The sequence below is a fragment of the Solibacillus sp. FSL K6-1126 genome (genome assembly GCF_038003445.1).
GTDB lineage: Bacteria > Bacillota > Bacilli > Bacillales_A > Planococcaceae > Solibacillus > Solibacillus silvestris.
Map to the genome: position 1 here is coordinate 2432375 of NZ_JBBOPD010000001.1, position 17143 is coordinate 2449517.

Here is a 17143-nt window from a genome sequence, read left to right on the forward strand (position 1 = left end):
ATAATTCCTTTATCACCATTATTATATTTATCTCAATTTTATATTAAATGAGATAAATATAAAACCCTTGATATAGTTATTATATCAAGGGTTTGGAGATTTATTAGGGAAAGAATCATTTACCTCCCAAGTTGTGGTGTACAAAGTATAGGTATACTGATAATTTGAAGGAATCTGCGTTTTTGTATTAGGATATGTGATGATCGCTTCAAACATAATGGCTCCGTCAGCTTTACGGATCGCGTCTTCCATATATGCTTGATCACCATGTCGGTTAAGCGTACTATTTTGCGGGGTAATGTTGTAAGCGTTCGATACCCCGCCGAGAGAATCGGCAATAATATGTCCTTCATCTAAAACGGAACTTTCGACACCAGGAACCTTTGCCTCATCAGCATAGTACCTACCAGACGATAATACAGGTTCATTTTCGTCATCTTGTAGTATGATTTTGTCCGCAATGACACGTACTAATTGCCCGTATTCATTCGTAAATGCCCAATATTCACGGTCACCAAAACCAATGTTAACTACCACGTTAGACTCACGATACCCAGACAAATTACCGCCATCCACTTCAATAAGTTTATATCCTGAAAACTGATCATTATTTGATTGAGTTGGTGTTTCCTCTACTAGGGATTCATCAACAACCGGAGTATTTTTTTCACGTTCACTGTTTTCAGTTGTATTATCGGTTGTTACCTCTTGTGTTTTTATATCTCCATCAGTAATGGACACTTTTTCTTCATCAGTACAACCAACCATAAAGATGGTCATTAATAATAAGATTAATACGTTTACTTTCTTTTTCATTCTTTAGGACTCTCCTATAATCGTTCGTATTGTTCATTCTAATAATCTGGAATGATGCCAACATAGTTTAACATTGTTAACCTTTCGATAACAGTAAAATATATTACAATAATAATGATCATCGTTTTCACTTGTTGATGGCTGAGAAGTTTATTATTAACAAACGATTCATATATCGCTATACCAAAATAAGTAGATATAAAAAAGGCAATTCAAATTTTTACTTTATGCAAAAATTTGAACTGCCTTTTATGACGTTATTTTTTTATAAACATTTGTGTCCAGTAATTACCATCTTTAACGTATCCTACACCAATATGCGTAAATTTCGAATCCATAATGTTTGCTCGGTGGCCTGAACTATTCATCCATCCATCCATTACTTGCGCAGCGGATTTTTGACCTTTTGCAATATTTTCACCTGCTGCTTTATAGCTGATACCGAATTGTTTCATCATATCAAATGGTGAGCCGTAAGTTGGGCTTGTATGGCTGAAATAATTTTTGTCATGCATATCTTGTGACTTATATTTTGCAACACGTGCTAATTCCCAATCAATTTTTAATGGTGCTAATCCTTGTTGCACGCGTTCCTTATTTACTAGGCTAACTACTTGCTCTTCTACTGCTTGCTGTTCATTTTCAGAAATATTAATTTTTTCTCCGACATAGATCATATCCGGATTTTTTAATGTAGGGTTTAAAGAAATTAATTCGCTTAGGCCGATTTGATTTTTAGAGGCAATCTTCCAAAGCGTGTCCCCACTTTTTACTGTATATGTAGCTGCAGATGCAGTAGCTGGTAGAGCAAATAGCATCATACTAAACAACAACACGATACTTTTTTTCAACATTTTTGAATCATTCCTTTCTAGTTGTCTATTACAAGCTTACTAGAGAGGGACTGTAAAATCATTAGGGAATGAATGGCGCTTCTTTTGCAAAAGGATAACAAACATTACAATTGTAACAATCGTTTGTTAAAAGACAAAGAATCTAAACCTTCATTTATTTAGTGGTTATAGTGATGATTCAAATAAAAACCACCAGTTGAACTGGTGGTTTTCTCTGCGCGTGAAACGCTGGGTTACTGGCCCACGTCTAAAGACGCTCTGAAAGGTCTGCCAACCGCACTACGTTTCCGACTACCGCTAAAGCGGTGTACTTATTTTTTTCTTCGATTTATTTCTTCACCTGTGAATGGGTCAATGAATTCTTTCATCGTCATTTGATCCTCCAGGAGATCTTCCTGCAATTGATTTTTTATATATTCCTGAATTACTTTTCTGTTTCGTCCTACTGTGTCTACATAATATCCTCGACACCAGAATTTCCTGTTTCCATATTTATATTTCAAATTTGCATGTCGATCGAATATCATTAGGCTACTTTTCCCTTTGAGATACCCAACAAACGCAGATACACTAAGTTTCGGCGGAATACTTACTAACATATGTATATGATCAGGACACGCCGTGGCTTCAATGATTTCTACGCCTTTTCTTTCACACAGTTGACGTAATATTTTACCAATATCCGCTTTTATTTTTCCATAGATCATTCTTCTTCTGTATTTTGGCGCAAACACGATGTGATACTTACAATTCCATGTTGTATGTGCTAAACTTTTATTATCCATTATTGGAGCTCCTTTCGTACGTAATCGGTTGACCAGACCTGATTTTATTGTACGACTGGAGTATTTTTTTTGTCCATAGCTAAAAGCTCTTTAGAACCCCCCGCATAGCAGGGGGTTTTCGTTTCCATAATAAAAAACTGTAAGAAAGCTTAATCGCTTTTCTTACAGTTTTTCTGTTGGTCTCTTTTTTATCAAGAAACTAATTTTATTATTTAAACGCCTGTGCCGCCTTTACCGCTTTGCCCCAGCCTGTATATAAAGCTTCGCGCTCTTTTTCGTCCATCTCAGGTTCGAATTTGTGGTCTAAATTCCAGTAGTGAGAGATGTCATTTAATGTCTCCCAATATCCTACTGCTAAACCTGCCAAATAAGCAGCACCTAATGCTGTTGTTTCATTTACAACCGGGCGATCTACTGGCACATTTAAAAGATCTGACTGGAATTGCATTAAGAAATTATTTTTCACTGCTCCGCCGTCTACACGTAATGTGCTTAACGGAATTCCTGAATCCGCTTCCATTGCACCTAATACATCGCGTGTTTGATAGGCCAGTGACTCAAGAGTTGCCCGTACGAAATGCTCTTTTTCCGTACCACGTGTTAAGCCAAATACTGCACCGCGCACATCTGAATCCCAGTAAGGAGTACCTAATCCAACGAATGCCGGCACAACATACACACCTTCTGAAGATGTTACACGAGCTGCATATGCTTCACTTTCCTCAGCTTTACGGAACATACGTAAGCCATCACGAAGCCACTGGATAGCAGAGCCGGCTACGAAAATACTTCCCTCGAGGGCATACGTTACTTTGCCGTCTAGTCCCCATGCAATTGTCGTTAATAAACCATGATCAGATTTTACTGCCTTTTCACCTGTGTTCATTAACATAAAGCAACCAGTGCCATATGTATTTTTCACCATTCCTTGCTCAAAGCAAGCTTGCCCGAATAATGCTGCTTGTTGGTCGCCCGCGATACCTGCGATTGGAATTTCTTGACCGAAAAGATTATCCGCATCTGTATGACCGTAAACTTCTGAAGAAGAACGCACTTCTGGAAGCATCGAAGCTGGAACTGTTAAAATATCAAGAAGCTCTTCATCCCACTTCAAATCGTAAATATTGAACATTAATGTTCGGGATGCGTTTGAATAATCTGTTACGTGCACTTTACCGTTCGTTAATTTCCAAATGATCCAAGTATCGATTGTACCGAATAAAAGATCCCCATTTTCCGCTTTTTCGCGAGCGCCTTCTACATTGTCTAAAATCCATTTCACCTTTGTACCCGAGAAGTACGCATCAATAAGCAAGCCTGTTTTATCTCGGAACATATCATTTAAGCCTCGCGCTTTTAAATCTTCACAAATTTCAGCTGTTTGTCGCGATTGCCAGACAATTGCATTGTAAATCGGATGACCTGTATGTTTATCCCATACAACCGTCGTTTCGCGCTGGTTTGTAATACCAATCCCTGCAATTTGACTTGCGAGTATATTTTTCTCCGATAACACAGCCGCGATACATGAAAGCACAGAAGACCAAATTTGTTCCGGGTTATGCTCAACCCAACCTGATTCCGGGAAATATTGCGGGAACTCCTGCTGTGCTGTATGAAATACCGTGCCATTTTTATCAAATAAAATTGCACGAGAACTTGTTGTACCTTGGTCTAGCGCCATCATAAATTTTTCTGTCATCCTCAAATCCCCCTACTCTTCTACTGTTGATACTGTCATTTGTGCAGCTACGAAAATCGCCGCTACCACTACACTGAAAATCCAGAATAATGTTGCATCTGCCCCATTCCAGATGAAGCTAAAGAATACTGCACCGTATACACCGCCGATAATTGGGGCAACTACAGGTACCCATGCATACCACCAAGCTGAATCTCCTTTACCTGGAATCGGTAAAATCGCGTGTGCAATACGTGGACCTAAGTCACGGGCAGGGTTAATCGCATAACCAGTTGGACCACCCAATGCCATACCAATTACAACAATTAAAATACCAACTAAAAATGGATTTAATCCTGCTGTTATTTCATTTGTCCCTAACGCTAAAATCCCCAGCACTAATGCAAATGTGCCGACCATTTCGGCAATCATGTTGGAAGGAATATGCTTTACTGCCGGTGTTGTAGAGAATACGCCAAGTTTTGCGCCTTTGTCTTTTGTGCCTTTCCAGTGCGGTAAATAAACAAAGTACACTAACACAGCCCCTAAAAACGCTCCGAGAAGTTGTGCAACGATAAACAATGGTACATCTGCCCATGCAAAGTTGCCAATTGTTGCGAGAGCGATTGTTAATGCCGGATTTAAGTGCGCTCCGCTAATACCTCCTACTGCATAAGCTGCCATCGCTACGGCAAAGCCCCATGCAAATGTGATAACGACCCAACCGCCACCTTGACCTTTTGATTTGTGCAATGAAACTCCCGCTACAACGCCTCCACCGAATAATATTAGAAGCATCGTGCCGACTAACTCGGCTGTAAATGTTGACATTCCATAACCTCCTTAGCTCATGTATATTCCGATCATAAAATACTTAGAAGAAAAAAAGTCCGCAAGTAACAATTGTTTTACGTTATCACGTAAAACAAAGCTACATGCGGACTCCTTCACTCAACCACGTATTTATTGACTTAGTAATCATAATAGTTTGAAATTATTCATTAGTCAACAACTTTTTGGAAACGTTTCCACAATTCTTTATTGGATGTAGTAATGGCAATCGCACCTGCATCAAATGCCTGCTTAATTTGATCATCCGTCCGAATTAAGCCCCCTGTAATAACAGGGATGCCTGTATGAGTATATACTTCCTTAATCATTTCCGGGATAACACCTGGGAGTAATTCAATAAAGTCCGGCGCCGTTTGCTCAAGAAGCGAATAGCTTTTTTCCAGCGCAATTGTATCGATTAAAAAGACACGTTGAATCGCTAAAATACCGCGAGATTTCGCTTTTAAAATCATATTGGAGCGTGTAGAAATTATGCCTGCTGGACGTATATCGTTACACAAGTAATCCGCGGCAAAATTATCCGTCTTCAAGCCGTGAATTAAATCCGCATGAATAATTAATTTTTTCCCATGACGTTCGGCCTCTTGTTTAAGTGCACGCAAATGACTCAAATGCACTTCAAGCAATACGATATATTCAAATTCACTTTTTACTACTTTATCAAACTGTTTAATTGTTCGGGCAGCAGGTATGATTTTTTGGTCATTAAACGGCATAACATCCTCCTATAATTAGAAATCTGTTTATATTAATATGGCTCATCGGCTGCGTTAATTCAAATCTCCCACGCATTCGATGAGCCGAAATTATATCACAATATTATTTTACATTATTTTGCGGTTGTTGCACGCTTAATTTCAATGTTTAACAGTTCTGTAAACTCCGATAATTGGGCATCCGTCCAATTCAATTGTTGAGCCATATGGGTAATGACTGCCTCTTTATGTGCCAATACCGATGCGATATTAAAGAACATATTACCAGTACGGCGCACAAAGAAATCGACAGGCGTCGTCACAAGTTCATGCTCAATGCCATATTGCAGCTGTGCAAATAATGCTTTTGGCATCGTATCGTTTGCGTTAGCCACATAGCTAAATACTTTTTCAACATTCGAACCGTAATGCTGGGCTAAATAATCCGCTTCTTCATGCGTTAAGCCAGCTTTTACACCTGACTCGATCTTTTTCGAAATAAACGTTTGGATATGCTTCGACCCGCCTACCTCACCACCAGAAATCGGGATGTCTTTTGTTATACATGGCTTGCTTGCTACACCAAATTCTGTATTTAAGCTAGCTGCAATTTTATCTACAACAGCTTCCGCCATCTTACGGTAGCCTGTTAATTTACCACCCGCTATTGTAACTAGGCCTGAAGCGGATTCCCACACTTCATCGTGGCGGGAAATTTCAGACGGTCCTTTCCCTTCTTCATGAATTAAGGGACGTACACCAGCCCAACTTGATTCAATATCTGTATCCGTTACTTTTACATTAGGGAACATATAGTGAATAGCGTTCATAATGTAATCACGATCGGATTGTTCAATATCCATATTACGAGGATCACCTTCATAAAACGTATCTGTCGTACCAACATACGTTTTACCGTTACGCGGAATCGCAAAAACCATGCGGCCATCTGGTGTATCAAAATAAACTGCCTGCTTTAACGGGAACTTCGATTGATCAAATACGATATGCACACCTTTTGATAAAATTAAGTGTTTACCGCTTGTTTTCCCTTCAATGCTACGTACATCATCCACCCATGGACCTGCTGCGTTCACGACTTTTTTCGCATGAATTTGAATTGTCTCATTAGAGAGTAAATCTGTCGCTTCAATGCCGATAATTTTTTTCGCATCATTATATAAAAAACCTGAAGCTTTTGTATAGTTTGCTAAAACGGCACCTTTTTCAATCGCAGATTTTGCCACTTCAATTGTTAAACGTGCATCATCAGTACGGTATTCAACGTAAACCCCGCCCCCTAATAAATCGGCTTGCTTCACTAAAGGTTCTTTTTCTAATGTTTGCGCACTCGTTAGCATGTAGCGGCGCTCTGATTTTTTAACACCCGCCAAGAAATCGTATACACGTAACCCAATAGATGTAGAAAATTTACCGAATGTACCACCTTTATGGAACGGTAATAACATCCATACCGGTGTCGTTACATGCGGTCCATTTTCATAAACGATTGCCCGTTCTTTTCCCAATTCGGCTACTTCTTTAATTTCAAATTGTTTTAAATAGCGTAAACCGCCATGCACTAATTTTGTTGAGCGACTTGACGTACCTGCCGCAAAATCCTGCATTTCAACTAATGCCACGGATAAACCGCGTGTAATGGCATCAAGTGCGATTCCCACACCTGTAATACCGCCTCCGATAACTAAAACGTCATATTCTTTGCTCTGTAAATCATTCATGATGACTGATCGTTGTAAAGCTGATGCTGTTGACATAATGATTCCTCCTTAATGTAGACAAAAAAGAGAGACCTTAAAGCATCACACAAATATCGCTTTGTGCGTTCTTTAAGGTCTCTCTTTAACTCAAACCGGTCTATTAACTTGACCTTATCTTAACGCCACACAAGAAAAAATGCAAGACATTTACATCATTAGTTCTGATTTCGAATTCGGTAAGTCTAAAAATAAAACTACATTTATTCTTATTAACCAAAAAACAGATCAAAAATATTTGAGGCTGAAGATGATTTTTTATTATAGAACTCTGAATATCCACAGTTATTGCAGTAAACGACTATAAACTGATTGTGCTGAACATCAAACATTTTGGATAACCCTGTACCAGTCATCGCCACTTCTTTCTTGCTTGCATCCTTACTTCCACATTTTATACAGCCTTTTTCAGACATATATGTTCCCCTCTCCAAATAAACGATTAGTTATACTTTTATACGGAATCGAGTTGAAAAAGTTTCAGTAATTACGATTCAGCACAATAAATGGAATCCACGCTATCCTTTAAACGCCTTTCTAATCGTGGTCATGATAAATATCGAATTCAAATTCTCCATTTACTTGATTGGCAAATTCAATTACTTTATTATTCATAACAAGCTCACGAGTCTGCTGACGATTAAAACAAATAACCGTAACTAATTTACATTTCAAATTGTAATTATCTTTATACTTTTTAATAATCTCTATTGAGTTATATAGTGTATTTATAATGGTATGAATTTGTTCCTCTGGATGGCTTGTCATTTTATAATCTAGCCCATACTCCCATGCAGTTTCAAATCTTATATGTTTTGTTTTACCTCGAATACATTCCTCACCTTTTCTGTAAGCTTCTGTTGGAATGATTCCTATTTCTCTAGTGAATTCCTCCAAAGGGAAATCCTCTCCAAATAAAGTGAAGTATGCCCTCGTTTCTGAACAATAATCTTCTATTATAAATAAAACACCTCAATTTTATACTCTTATAAATTTCAAAGGACTTTTTTTATTGACTTACTTTTACTTTTAAAAAAGCTTCTCCAACTGATAATCCTCAATCAATTCAATATTTCTTCTATTATCAATATAGTTCTTTATTTGCTGTATTATATTAGGCAGCAGCAAGATTGAATCCAATTTTTCTATAGGAATCCATTTCACCGCCGTTTGATTAGGATCTGGATATTCGGGTAATTTGGGGATCGAACCATTCTTTAAAGTACATTCAAAAATAACGTGTAGTCCATGTTTGGCATTCTCATCATAATCACCGGATTGCTTATGTGGGGGAAACTCATAAATCAATGCTATCGGTCCAACTTCAACATCTGCAGTAGTTTCTTCAAACACTTCTCTTGCGACACCCTCTATTATTGTCTCCCCGGGTTCAAGTCCCCCACCCGGTAAATTGTAATGTATCCCATTATCATCATACTCCACTAAAAGTACCGAATTATTTTCGATGATTAATGCTGTACATCTTATTCTTACATGTGACATTTCCCCACCTCATTTTCTTCTATATATTTAGATAGTCACTTGTTTTTCCATAAGGTACATTTTAGCCATTGTGTAAGCATGCGCTGTAAACAGTTGTGTGTTAATCTCCTTTGACCTAATTAAACTGGTCATTTCATTAAAATCCATTATTTTAATAGTAAGAATTTCAGTATCGTCTAAATCTTGTTCAAATTCCTTAAAAGCATCTAGCAAGAGAAAAGTAATTACCTTGTTATTTTGCGTTGCCGGGTTAACCATGAATTCCCCCAAAAGAATAGGCTTGCTTTCTGAAATAAAACCGGTCTCTTCCCTTACTTCCCGGATTATTGCTTCCTCGTATGTTTCATTTTCTTCTATTTTCCCAGCAGGGACTTCAAGGTAAAATTCATTGCCAGCATAACGGTACTGTTCAACAAGGACCATCTCGTTTTCCTTAGTTATAACGACGGCGTTTACCCAATCAGAATATTCGTTTACATAATAATCGTCTATCACAATACCGTTAGGAAGCTCGCATTCGTCTTTTCGAATATTGCCGAAAGGACTTTTATGTATATACTCTGATTTTATAGTTTTCCATTTATCCATAATTACCTCCAACCTTTCTCGCCATATTTTAATCAACAATTAAAGATTAACATAATTATCCAAATGTTACTTGTTTATTAGCACTAATATTTAATGTCTAAAAATGAAAAAACAGGTATAGAAACAAGTGAAATTTGCGTAAGAAAAGCTTTCTTTTTCAATAGAGTAAAAAGACATAGGTTAGCCTGAACTAACCTATGTCTTTTCTAATTTATTTAATTTAACTATTTATAGAAAATGGAGCACTTTATACGATAAAAGCAAAGTATAAAAGGAATAACAGGCAAAGCACATACATAATCGGATGCACTTCTTTAGCACGCTTTTGTGCGATTAGGCAAATTGGATAAAGTACAAAGCCTAACCCAATCCCAATAACTACACTAGAAGTTAGTGGCATCATAATAATTGTTAAAAATGCCGGAATAACGATTTCTAACTTTGTCCAGTTAATTCGACGGATTTCCATAGCCATCAATGCACCGACAATAATTAATGCCGCGGATGTTACTTCCACAGAAATAACGCTAACAAGTGGTGAGAAGAATAATGCAATGACGAAACATGCTGCAATAACTACTGACGTAAAGCCGGTTTTTCCTCCAACAGCAATACCAGCAGAAGACTCAACGCTTGTTGCAGGTGTTGATGTACCTAATACAGCTCCAATTACACCGGCAGCTGAATCGGCAAGTAACCCTTTTCCGATATTCGGAATTTTATTGTCTTTCATCATGCCTGCTTGGCTTGTTAGTCCAATTAATGCACCTGCTGTGTCAAAGAAAGCGACAATAAGGAACGTGAAAATAACTGTCAGGATTTCCGCTGTAAAAATTTCATCTAAATGACCAAACACAACACCAAATGTTGGTTCAAGGCTAGGAATACTACCAACGATTGAAGATGGTACTTCAATTTTACCAAACAGCATACCTACAATTGTTGTAATGACCATAGCGTAGAAAATACCGCCGTTAATACCTTTTACTAACATAATGATTGTAAGGAAAATACCTAGAATTGCTAATAACGTCATCGGTGAAGTTAAATCGCCAATCGCCACAAATGTATCTGGATTACCAACAATAATGCCACCGTTTTTTAATCCGACAAACGTGATGAAAAATCCAATCCCTGAAGCAATCGCGAACTTTAAATCACTTGGAATAATGTTAATAATTTTTTCGCGAATTTTAAATAAACTTAAAATCAAAAAGATGATGCCGGCAACAAAAACACCTGTTAAAGTAACTTGCCAATCAATCCCCATTCCAATACAAACTGTAAAAGTAAAGAATGAGTTTAATCCCATACTCGGTGCAATTGCGATCGGGAAGTTCGCAAGTATGCCCATTAGCAATGTACCGATAATTGCAGTAAGTGCAGTTGCAGTAAATACAGCTCCATGATCCATGCCAGATTGACTAAGGATAATGGGATTGACGATCAAAATGTAAGCAATTGATAAGAAGGTCGTAATCCCAGCAAGTGTTTCCGTTTTATACGAAGTACCCCGTTCTGCAAATTTGAAAAAGTTTTTCATGTTGTAATCTCCTAGTTGCTGTAATGTTAGCAATTAATTTATTATCCTAGAATAAAAAAAACTTTGACCACGAATGGCCAAAGCTTCTCTACAAAATGGAATAAAAATAGAATTTAATTCCCATTCCTTGTAGTCAGCTATTATCGGTAGCTGGTAGAAACTTTCAAGCCATCTTCTTGAATTTATACAAGGTATATAATATTTTCTAAAAACAATAGTAGAATAATATCAAGTTAAATTTAAATCGTCAATAGAATAAACAACAATATTTTTTTGTTTTAATAATATATAAATATTCAAAAGAGAGCAAAAAATCAGTACTCACCCCAAACTTGTCAGTAAAACCATAATTCCATTCGTAATACCATGAATCAGCACAGATGGCCATATCGAATTCGTACGCTCATATGCAAGTGCAAAAATAACTCCGCTAAAGAAGTTTACCGGCATTACATTATAAGCAGGGATATGTACAACTGTAAAAATTGTTGAACTGATTGCAATTGCTCCGTAAAACCCGATCCGCGTACGCAACCACCGATATAAAAATCCACGGTAAAAAAGTTCTTCATAAATCGGTGATATTACAGCAGCTGAAACAAAAGCAATTAGAACGGTAAGAAACGTTACATTCTGCTGTAATGATTCCGTTTTGCTATTCTCCCAAGTGTTCCCTATAAAACTAGTCAGTATGACGATGATCACCGCGCCAACGAGTAAAATGACAGAATATCCAATGATAATTTTCCAGTCACTCATTTTAAAACGCTTAATTCCAATTTCACTCCAAGAAAGCGCTCGTGGACGGAGCGCAACTATATAAACTCCTGTTATTAAAATTATCGCTATCGTTAACCCCATAATTGTTCCTGCATATAAATCATTATTCAGCCATTGTGAATACATCGGTGAAACAACACCTTTTAAAAAGCCTATAACGAATATAAATTCCAGTAACAATAATAAAATAAATTCTTTTCTTCCCCAAGGATCCCTTGCCTTCCATCGATTATCGTTTTTATCCATCCCTTTACCCACTTCCTTTAAATGGTATAATGCCACTATATTGGATTACGTAACGTAACCTGCAAGCTTTTTTTAGGGGGAATAACATGAAACGATGGACGACAGGTGAAGTCAGTAAACAACGGAATATATCTATGCGAACACTTCGCTATTACGATCAGATTGGTCTCCTTACACCCAGCTTTAAAGATGAGCATGGAAAACGATATTATTCCGAAGAAGACTTATTCACATTAGAGAAAATTATTATTTTAAAGTCTCTTTCTCTTCCTTTAGAGGAAATTAGAATTTTGTTGGATAAATTAACGTATAAACAGATTCTTATTTCACATTACAACCATTTGCAAGAACAGTTATCAAAACTTCAAACGAGTATAGCGAACACGACATCATTAATTAACATGATAGACGTGGAACATGATTTATCATGGGAACATGTTTCGAAACTTGTTCATCGCTCACAAACCACGGCAAAAAATTGGATCGATTATTTTCAATATGACGAAAAGGTTCTTTTGCAAAAAATAATCCCTAGCCTAAGTCATAATGATGTAATAACACACCAGTATATTGTGTTGTTAAATGAAATTGAATCCTATATAAAGCAAGGTATTCAGGCAGAGTCGAAGCAAGGTATTGAAATTGCCAAGAAGCTAATTAAGCTCTCTGATGAGACGTTTCAAGGGGACGATCATTTAATAGAAAAGTTCTGGGAAGTAAGAAAACTGCCCGATGAAGAAACCGGTCTATATCCGATTTCCAAAGATGTATTGGAGTTTGTCGAACGGTGCATTGAATATGCGACAGCTAATCCGTTTGAATAATTCTTTGTGGACGGCATTGTCAATCCATAGAAAGGCTCGATTCCACTTGTTGAAATCGAGCCTCTAATTATTATTTGAAGGTAGTTAACTCTTTTGATACTGCATTTAAAAACTCATCATCAAACCTGTAAATGTGTTTGCCTTCTGTATTACTAATTGTGATTGCATCATCGATCATTCCGCCTCTTAAAGATATTTGTTTGATAGCTCTAATATCCTTATCTAACAACTGTATATCGCTTAGTGAATTTGCTAATGATTCTTTTAACTTATTTGATGAAGTTTGATTTTCCGCTTTATCTATTACTGCTTCCATCAGCTTTAAAAGGTTCCCTTCATCAAGGTTGTTCGGCTCTGTAGCAGCCATCATTAATGCTACGATTCCTTCTCCATTCAAATGATTGGCGCCTTTCTTAAATTCCAATACAGCTTGAGTTATCCCTCTTACTGTAATATCATCCTGCAAACCATACTCTACCCCACCTATCGAATCAATGAGCGAAGAAAAACTCCTCAGTTCAATCACTGCATGATAATCAATCGGTATATCAAAAAGATTGGAGACAATGGTTCTCACATTTTTAGCGCCCCCATGATTATACGCAAATAACAATTTGTCGTTTAAAACGGTCCCTTCATCTTTTTCAGCGACAGGTACATATGTATCATAAGGAATCGATACTACTTTCACCATTTTTTTGTCTGTACTGTATGAAAGTAAAAGATTGAGGTAAATTCGATCATCCATTTCTTCAGACTTAACCGTAATTAAAGTTGTTAACACTTTTGCCTCTTCTATTCCTGTGGTGCCTGCAACTGTTGGATTCGTTTCTTTATTTACACTAATGCTGCTTATTTCTTTATTAATTGTTGCAGGAAGCATTGACGGAAGAAATAAAAATAAACATAGACCTACAATTAATAAAGCCGTTGTAACTGGGATTATTTTGATTGGTAGAATCAAAGATTTTTTTTGTATTTTACTTTTCTGTAAGCTATGGATTTTTTCGATTACTTCAGTCCGGTCCTCTTTCGTAAAATTCAATTCCTGATCTGACCTATCATTGAATTTACCTCTGAATCGATTATCTTCCATTAAGTTCCGCCTCCTTTATCATCGGCTCTAACCGTTGTTTCGCTCTTCTTAATCGAGTTTTCACAGTATTCGCAGAAATATCCAAAACACCGGCAATTTCTTCTGTTTTTAATGAGTTATAGTAGTATAGATAAACAACTTCCCGATAAATTTTTGGAAGAGATAGAATGATTTCTTTTATTTCTTCATCTTGATATTTATCAATTACAGTTTTTTCTATTGATGGTCGTACAGCCTTAGTTGTTTCATTAATAAAACTTTTAACCTGTACCATTTTGTAGTGCCAACTTTTTAAATAATCTTTGCATTCATTGATGGTTATACGATAAAGCCATGTTTTGATTTGCGCTTCAAATCGATAGGAATCCAGATTGTTATAGCATTTAATAAACGTATTTTGAACAAGATCCTTCGCAATTTCTTTATCCCTCACATAGGAAAATGCAAGCCTCACCAGTTCATTTCCGTATTCAATCATTATTTTTTCTAATAAATAATCCTTTTCTTCACTGTCCAATATACTGTCCCCCTTACAATTAAATTTCAATTCTGCTATTAGACGACTGTCAATTCAATACAGGTTCAAATTCCAAAAAATATATATAATTATAAAAAACTTAAAAAACCCGTATCTAAGATTATGGACTAATCAAAGATACAGGCCTGAAGTATTTAATGTTTTTATTTCCCACCGTAACACTAAAAAATCATCGTTCTTGAAGTTCATTCACTGTTACAAATTCATACCCTTCGCTCGTAAGTTCCTTTAAAATCGCTTCAACTACTTGTATTGTCCCACCGGTTTGATCATACATTGGATGAAGCAAAATAATTGAGCCCGGTTTAATGTTTTCCAGTACATAATCTACTTTATCATCAACGCTTGTGTAATACGTTTCCGGATCCAACGACCACATAATCGTTTCCCTGTTGGTCTTATTTAAATAATACGGTAACCCTACGAATTTTTTCCCGTAAGGTGGGCGAAAGTCAATTTCCCCCGCATACCCAATGCTTCGAATTAGTTCATCTGTTTTTTCTATTTCCTCTTCAATAAAAGAAGGCGATTTTAAAACCATTCTTTTATGTGAATACGTGTGATTCCCAATTTGATGACCTGCTTCAACTAATTTTTTTGCTTCTTCAGGATGCTTTTCAATTTCATTTCCGATAAGGAAAAACGTAGCTTTTACCTTGTATTCATCCAACAATGGCAAAAGCTGATCCACATTCTTTGTCGGACCGTCATCAAATGTTAAAGCAATAACCTTGTCTTTTGTTTCCGCTTGGTAGGTCAACCCTCCAAAAATTTGAAACGTTCTTAATTTAGTAACTTTGAACATCCCTGCAAATAAAAGAGCCATTAATATAACTGCAATTATTAATTTCTTTTTCATCTTCGGTTCCTTTCTTTAATAACCTTTAAGCAAAACTACTGTAGAAATATATGCTACTTTAGTAAAACAAGCACTTACTACCAAGCCAATAAGCCAAAAAAGTCTGTCGAAAACACTGCGAGTAAAAACAACGAAATAACCCCTAATTGTACAGCCGTAAAAATGTAATCATTTTTGTTTTTTGCATATCTCTTCTCCATAACAATTCTGACAAGTTCAGTTACCACAATAAAACCAAACATTAGAATATGCGTTTGTAAAAACCAAATGTGCTTTGACGGATCGCGGTTAACATTAATGAAAAAACCGAATAACACAAAAACAATAAATATAATTCTGATGGCCCAATCTATTTTTTTATGTTGTTCATTTACATGGTTATAGGAGAAGAATTCTTTCTTTTCAACGTTAAGTCGTTTTCTTAAAAACTTATTAATAAAAAATAGTACAAGTCCAAAAATTGACGATATTAAAATCAAATTTGTTAAAACATTATCCACGATCTTTTACCACCTAATTTTCACTTCACAATTGCGCAATGTTTTCGAATTCATCTTTTAACAACCCATAGTAGGTCAAATCATAAAACTGTCCAAAGCGTGATACATGTTGCTTTAATGTGCCTTCATATTTCAAACCGATTTTCTCCATTACCTTCCATGAACCAGTGTTTGATGTAAATGAAGCTGCAAATATTTTATTTAATTTAAGCTGGTTAAAACCATATTCCAACAATGCTTTTGCTGCCTCGGTTCCATAACCATTTCCCCAATACTCTTTTCCAATCCAATATGCTAATTCACCTCTTTGATACGAAATGGACAAATTTAAATTAATCAGTCCAATTAACAGTTTTGTTTCTTTGTTAATAATCGCAAACATGACAATTTTATTATTTTGTTCTGCAGTTTGGGTACTTTCTATAAATTGAGAGGCAGAACCTTTAGGATATGGATGTGGTATATTTAGTGTAGACTTTGCTACATCATACTCTCCTGCCAATTCTTCAATTCTGTCTGAATCATCAAATGTTATTGGTCTTAATAGTAATCTTTCAGTTTCCAATTTGTGCACCAACATCCCTACCTTCTCTTTATATTTTGCTAGATGTTATATTAGATTTATCCCTTACTTCGAATTTATATAGTAAATAAGATGATCTTTCCACTCGTCAAATTCGTAAATAAATCCTTTTCTTATACATTCAAATTGCAGGCAAACACTTTCTGCTAACTTAATGGAAGGAAAGTTATCCAAATTTATGTGTGCTTCGATCCGATGATAATTCAGTTTATTAAAAGCTAGTGTAATCGCAGCTTTTACAGCTTCCTTTCCATATCCTTGTAACCAAAATTGGTTGTGGATGGTATAACCAAATCTTGCCCATTGAAATTCATCCCTTAACATTGTGGAAAAATCAACTGAACCAATATGCGCAAGATCCTCTTTTCGGAAAACCCCGAATACATAAACTTTATCTTCTGAAGCAAGCTTTTGATGACGATCCACCAAATCTACAAACCAATCCTTTGTACAAATGCTCATATCGATTTTACCTTCATCGTATTGATGCTGTGAAGGCAACCTATTTTCAAACGCGGATAACCATAACGTGTAATCTTCTTTTTCAAGCGGTCTTATCAATAGTCTATCCGTTTCTATAGAGACATTAAATTCCCTCAAAAAAACACCTCAACTTCTCAAT

The 17143-nt window shown here is 36.3% G+C and carries 19 protein-coding genes, 1 pseudogene and 1 riboswitch; of the genes and pseudogenes, 1 reads left to right on the forward strand and 19 read right to left on the reverse strand.

Annotation, left to right across the window (positions count from 1 at the left end):
* Nucleotides 1–90 precede the first annotated feature (90 nt).
* The 13 genes and pseudogenes from MHH44_RS11940 to MHH44_RS12000 form a co-directional block, all read right to left on the reverse strand.
* Nucleotides 91–816 (reverse strand): annotated as a pseudogene (locus MHH44_RS11940) (DNA/RNA non-specific endonuclease); the annotation flags it as partial.
* Nucleotides 817–1073: 257 nt separating this feature from the next.
* Nucleotides 1074–1670 (reverse strand): CAP domain-containing protein, encoded by a 597-nt coding sequence (locus MHH44_RS11945; protein ID WP_340798695.1) that lies wholly within the window; start codon nt 1668–1670, stop codon nt 1074–1076.
* A 311-nt stretch (nt 1671–1981) separates the two neighbouring features.
* Nucleotides 1982–2455 carry an IS200/IS605 family transposase gene (tnpA, locus tag MHH44_RS11950; protein ID WP_340798070.1) on the reverse strand — a complete coding sequence of 158 codons (474 nt, stop codon included), beginning with the start codon at nt 2453–2455 and terminating at the stop codon, nt 1982–1984.
* 208 nt (nt 2456–2663) lie between these two features.
* Nucleotides 2664–4157 (reverse strand): glycerol kinase GlpK, encoded by a 1494-nt coding sequence (gene glpK, locus MHH44_RS11955; RefSeq protein ID WP_340798696.1) that lies wholly within the window; start codon nt 4155–4157, stop codon nt 2664–2666.
* Nucleotides 4158–4169: 12 nt separating this feature from the next.
* Entirely contained in the window at nt 4170–4967 is a 798-nt protein-coding gene (locus MHH44_RS11960) for an MIP/aquaporin family protein (protein WP_008403959.1), read from the reverse strand.
* A 170-nt stretch (nt 4968–5137) separates the two neighbouring features.
* A complete protein-coding gene (locus MHH44_RS11965; protein ID WP_014823621.1) occupies nt 5138–5704 on the reverse strand; it encodes a glycerol-3-phosphate responsive antiterminator in 567 nt (188 codons plus the stop codon).
* Nucleotides 5705–5817: 113 nt separating this feature from the next.
* The gene (locus tag MHH44_RS11970) at nt 5818–7461 is read right to left on the reverse strand and encodes a glycerol-3-phosphate dehydrogenase/oxidase (RefSeq protein ID WP_340798697.1); all 1644 of its coding nucleotides are present in this window, start codon (nt 7459–7461) and stop codon (nt 5818–5820) included.
* Between the two features lie 212 nt (nt 7462–7673).
* On the reverse strand, nt 7674–7877 hold the full coding sequence (locus MHH44_RS11975; RefSeq protein WP_008403962.1) for a zinc ribbon domain-containing protein: 204 nt from the start codon (nt 7875–7877) through the stop codon (nt 7674–7676).
* 121 nt (nt 7878–7998) lie between these two features.
* Nucleotides 7999–8421 (reverse strand): DUF4279 domain-containing protein, encoded by a 423-nt coding sequence (locus MHH44_RS11980; RefSeq protein ID WP_340799513.1) that lies wholly within the window; start codon nt 8419–8421, stop codon nt 7999–8001.
* Nucleotides 8422–8490: 69 nt separating this feature from the next.
* Entirely contained in the window at nt 8491–8964 is a 474-nt protein-coding gene (locus MHH44_RS11985; RefSeq protein WP_340798698.1) for an NUDIX domain-containing protein, read from the reverse strand.
* A gap of 27 nt (nt 8965–8991) precedes the next feature.
* Complete coding sequence (locus MHH44_RS11990; RefSeq protein ID WP_340798699.1) at nt 8992–9552, reverse strand: NUDIX hydrolase; 561 nt, start codon at nt 9550–9552, stop codon at nt 8992–8994.
* A gap of 247 nt (nt 9553–9799) precedes the next feature.
* Nucleotides 9800–11095 carry an NCS2 family permease gene (locus MHH44_RS11995; protein WP_340798700.1) on the reverse strand — a complete coding sequence of 432 codons (1296 nt, stop codon included), beginning with the start codon at nt 11093–11095 and terminating at the stop codon, nt 9800–9802.
* A 110-nt stretch (nt 11096–11205) separates the two neighbouring features.
* Nucleotides 11206–11305, reverse strand: a riboswitch (purine riboswitch).
* A gap of 111 nt (nt 11306–11416) precedes the next feature.
* Nucleotides 11417–12121 (reverse strand): CPBP family intramembrane glutamic endopeptidase, encoded by a 705-nt coding sequence (locus MHH44_RS12000; protein ID WP_008403968.1) that lies wholly within the window; start codon nt 12119–12121, stop codon nt 11417–11419.
* Between the two features lie 86 nt (nt 12122–12207).
* Between MHH44_RS12000 and MHH44_RS12005 the strand changes: the two genes are divergently transcribed.
* On the forward strand, nt 12208–12945 hold the full coding sequence (locus tag MHH44_RS12005) for a MerR family transcriptional regulator (RefSeq protein WP_340798701.1): 738 nt from the start codon (nt 12208–12210) through the stop codon (nt 12943–12945).
* A 70-nt stretch (nt 12946–13015) separates the two neighbouring features.
* Here MHH44_RS12005 and MHH44_RS12010 read toward each other — a convergent pair whose 3' ends face one another.
* The 6 genes from MHH44_RS12010 to MHH44_RS12035 form a co-directional block, all read right to left on the reverse strand.
* A complete protein-coding gene (locus MHH44_RS12010; RefSeq protein WP_008403970.1) occupies nt 13016–14041 on the reverse strand; it encodes an LCP family protein in 1026 nt (341 codons plus the stop codon).
* Nucleotides 14031–14558 (reverse strand): sigma-70 family RNA polymerase sigma factor, encoded by a 528-nt coding sequence (locus tag MHH44_RS12015; RefSeq protein ID WP_340798702.1) that lies wholly within the window; start codon nt 14556–14558, stop codon nt 14031–14033. Before MHH44_RS12015 ends, MHH44_RS12010 begins: the two co-directional genes overlap by 11 nt.
* A 190-nt stretch (nt 14559–14748) precedes the next feature.
* Nucleotides 14749–15438: a polysaccharide deacetylase family protein gene (locus MHH44_RS12020; RefSeq protein WP_340798703.1), complete on the reverse strand. Its 690-nt coding sequence runs from the start codon at nt 15436–15438 to the stop codon at nt 14749–14751.
* 77 nt (nt 15439–15515) lie between these two features.
* Nucleotides 15516–15938 carry a DUF4181 domain-containing protein gene (locus MHH44_RS12025; RefSeq protein WP_008403973.1) on the reverse strand — a complete coding sequence of 141 codons (423 nt, stop codon included), beginning with the start codon at nt 15936–15938 and terminating at the stop codon, nt 15516–15518.
* Between the two features lie 25 nt (nt 15939–15963).
* A complete protein-coding gene (locus MHH44_RS12030; RefSeq protein ID WP_008403974.1) occupies nt 15964–16518 on the reverse strand; it encodes a GNAT family N-acetyltransferase in 555 nt (184 codons plus the stop codon).
* A gap of 48 nt (nt 16519–16566) precedes the next feature.
* Nucleotides 16567–17121: a GNAT family N-acetyltransferase gene (locus tag MHH44_RS12035; protein ID WP_008403975.1), complete on the reverse strand. Its 555-nt coding sequence runs from the start codon at nt 17119–17121 to the stop codon at nt 16567–16569.
* Nucleotides 17122–17143: the final 22 nt, after the last annotated feature.

Coding starts and splice junctions, on each gene's coding strand:
- MHH44_RS11945 (WP_340798695.1), bottom strand. CDS start 1,670: ATGTTGAAAAAAAGTATCGTGTTGTTGTTTAGTATGATGCTATTTGCT.
- tnpA (WP_340798070.1), bottom strand. CDS start 2,455: ATGGATAATAAAAGTTTAGCACATACAACATGGAATTGTAAGTATCAC.
- glpK (WP_340798696.1), bottom strand. CDS start 4,157: ATGACAGAAAAATTTATGATGGCGCTAGACCAAGGTACAACAAGTTCT.
- MHH44_RS11960 (WP_008403959.1), bottom strand. CDS start 4,967: ATGTCAACATTTACAGCCGAGTTAGTCGGCACGATGCTTCTAATATTA.
- MHH44_RS11965 (WP_014823621.1), bottom strand. CDS start 5,704: ATGCCGTTTAATGACCAAAAAATCATACCTGCTGCCCGAACAATTAAA.
- MHH44_RS11970 (WP_340798697.1), bottom strand. CDS start 7,461: ATGTCAACAGCATCAGCTTTACAACGATCAGTCATCATGAATGATTTA.
- MHH44_RS11975 (WP_008403962.1), bottom strand. CDS start 7,877: ATGTCTGAAAAAGGCTGTATAAAATGTGGAAGTAAGGATGCAAGCAAG.
- MHH44_RS11985 (WP_340798698.1), bottom strand. CDS start 8,964: ATGTCACATGTAAGAATAAGATGTACAGCATTAATCATCGAAAATAAT.
- MHH44_RS11990 (WP_340798699.1), bottom strand. CDS start 9,552: ATGGATAAATGGAAAACTATAAAATCAGAGTATATACATAAAAGTCCT.
- MHH44_RS11995 (WP_340798700.1), bottom strand. CDS start 11,095: ATGAAAAACTTTTTCAAATTTGCAGAACGGGGTACTTCGTATAAAACG.
- MHH44_RS12000 (WP_008403968.1), bottom strand. CDS start 12,121: ATGGATAAAAACGATAATCGATGGAAGGCAAGGGATCCTTGGGGAAGA.
- MHH44_RS12005 (WP_340798701.1), top strand. CDS start 12,208: ATGAAACGATGGACGACAGGTGAAGTCAGTAAACAACGGAATATATCT.
- MHH44_RS12010 (WP_008403970.1), bottom strand. CDS start 14,041: ATGGAAGATAATCGATTCAGAGGTAAATTCAATGATAGGTCAGATCAG.
- MHH44_RS12020 (WP_340798703.1), bottom strand. CDS start 15,438: ATGAAAAAGAAATTAATAATTGCAGTTATATTAATGGCTCTTTTATTT.
- MHH44_RS12030 (WP_008403974.1), bottom strand. CDS start 16,518: ATGTTGGTGCACAAATTGGAAACTGAAAGATTACTATTAAGACCAATA.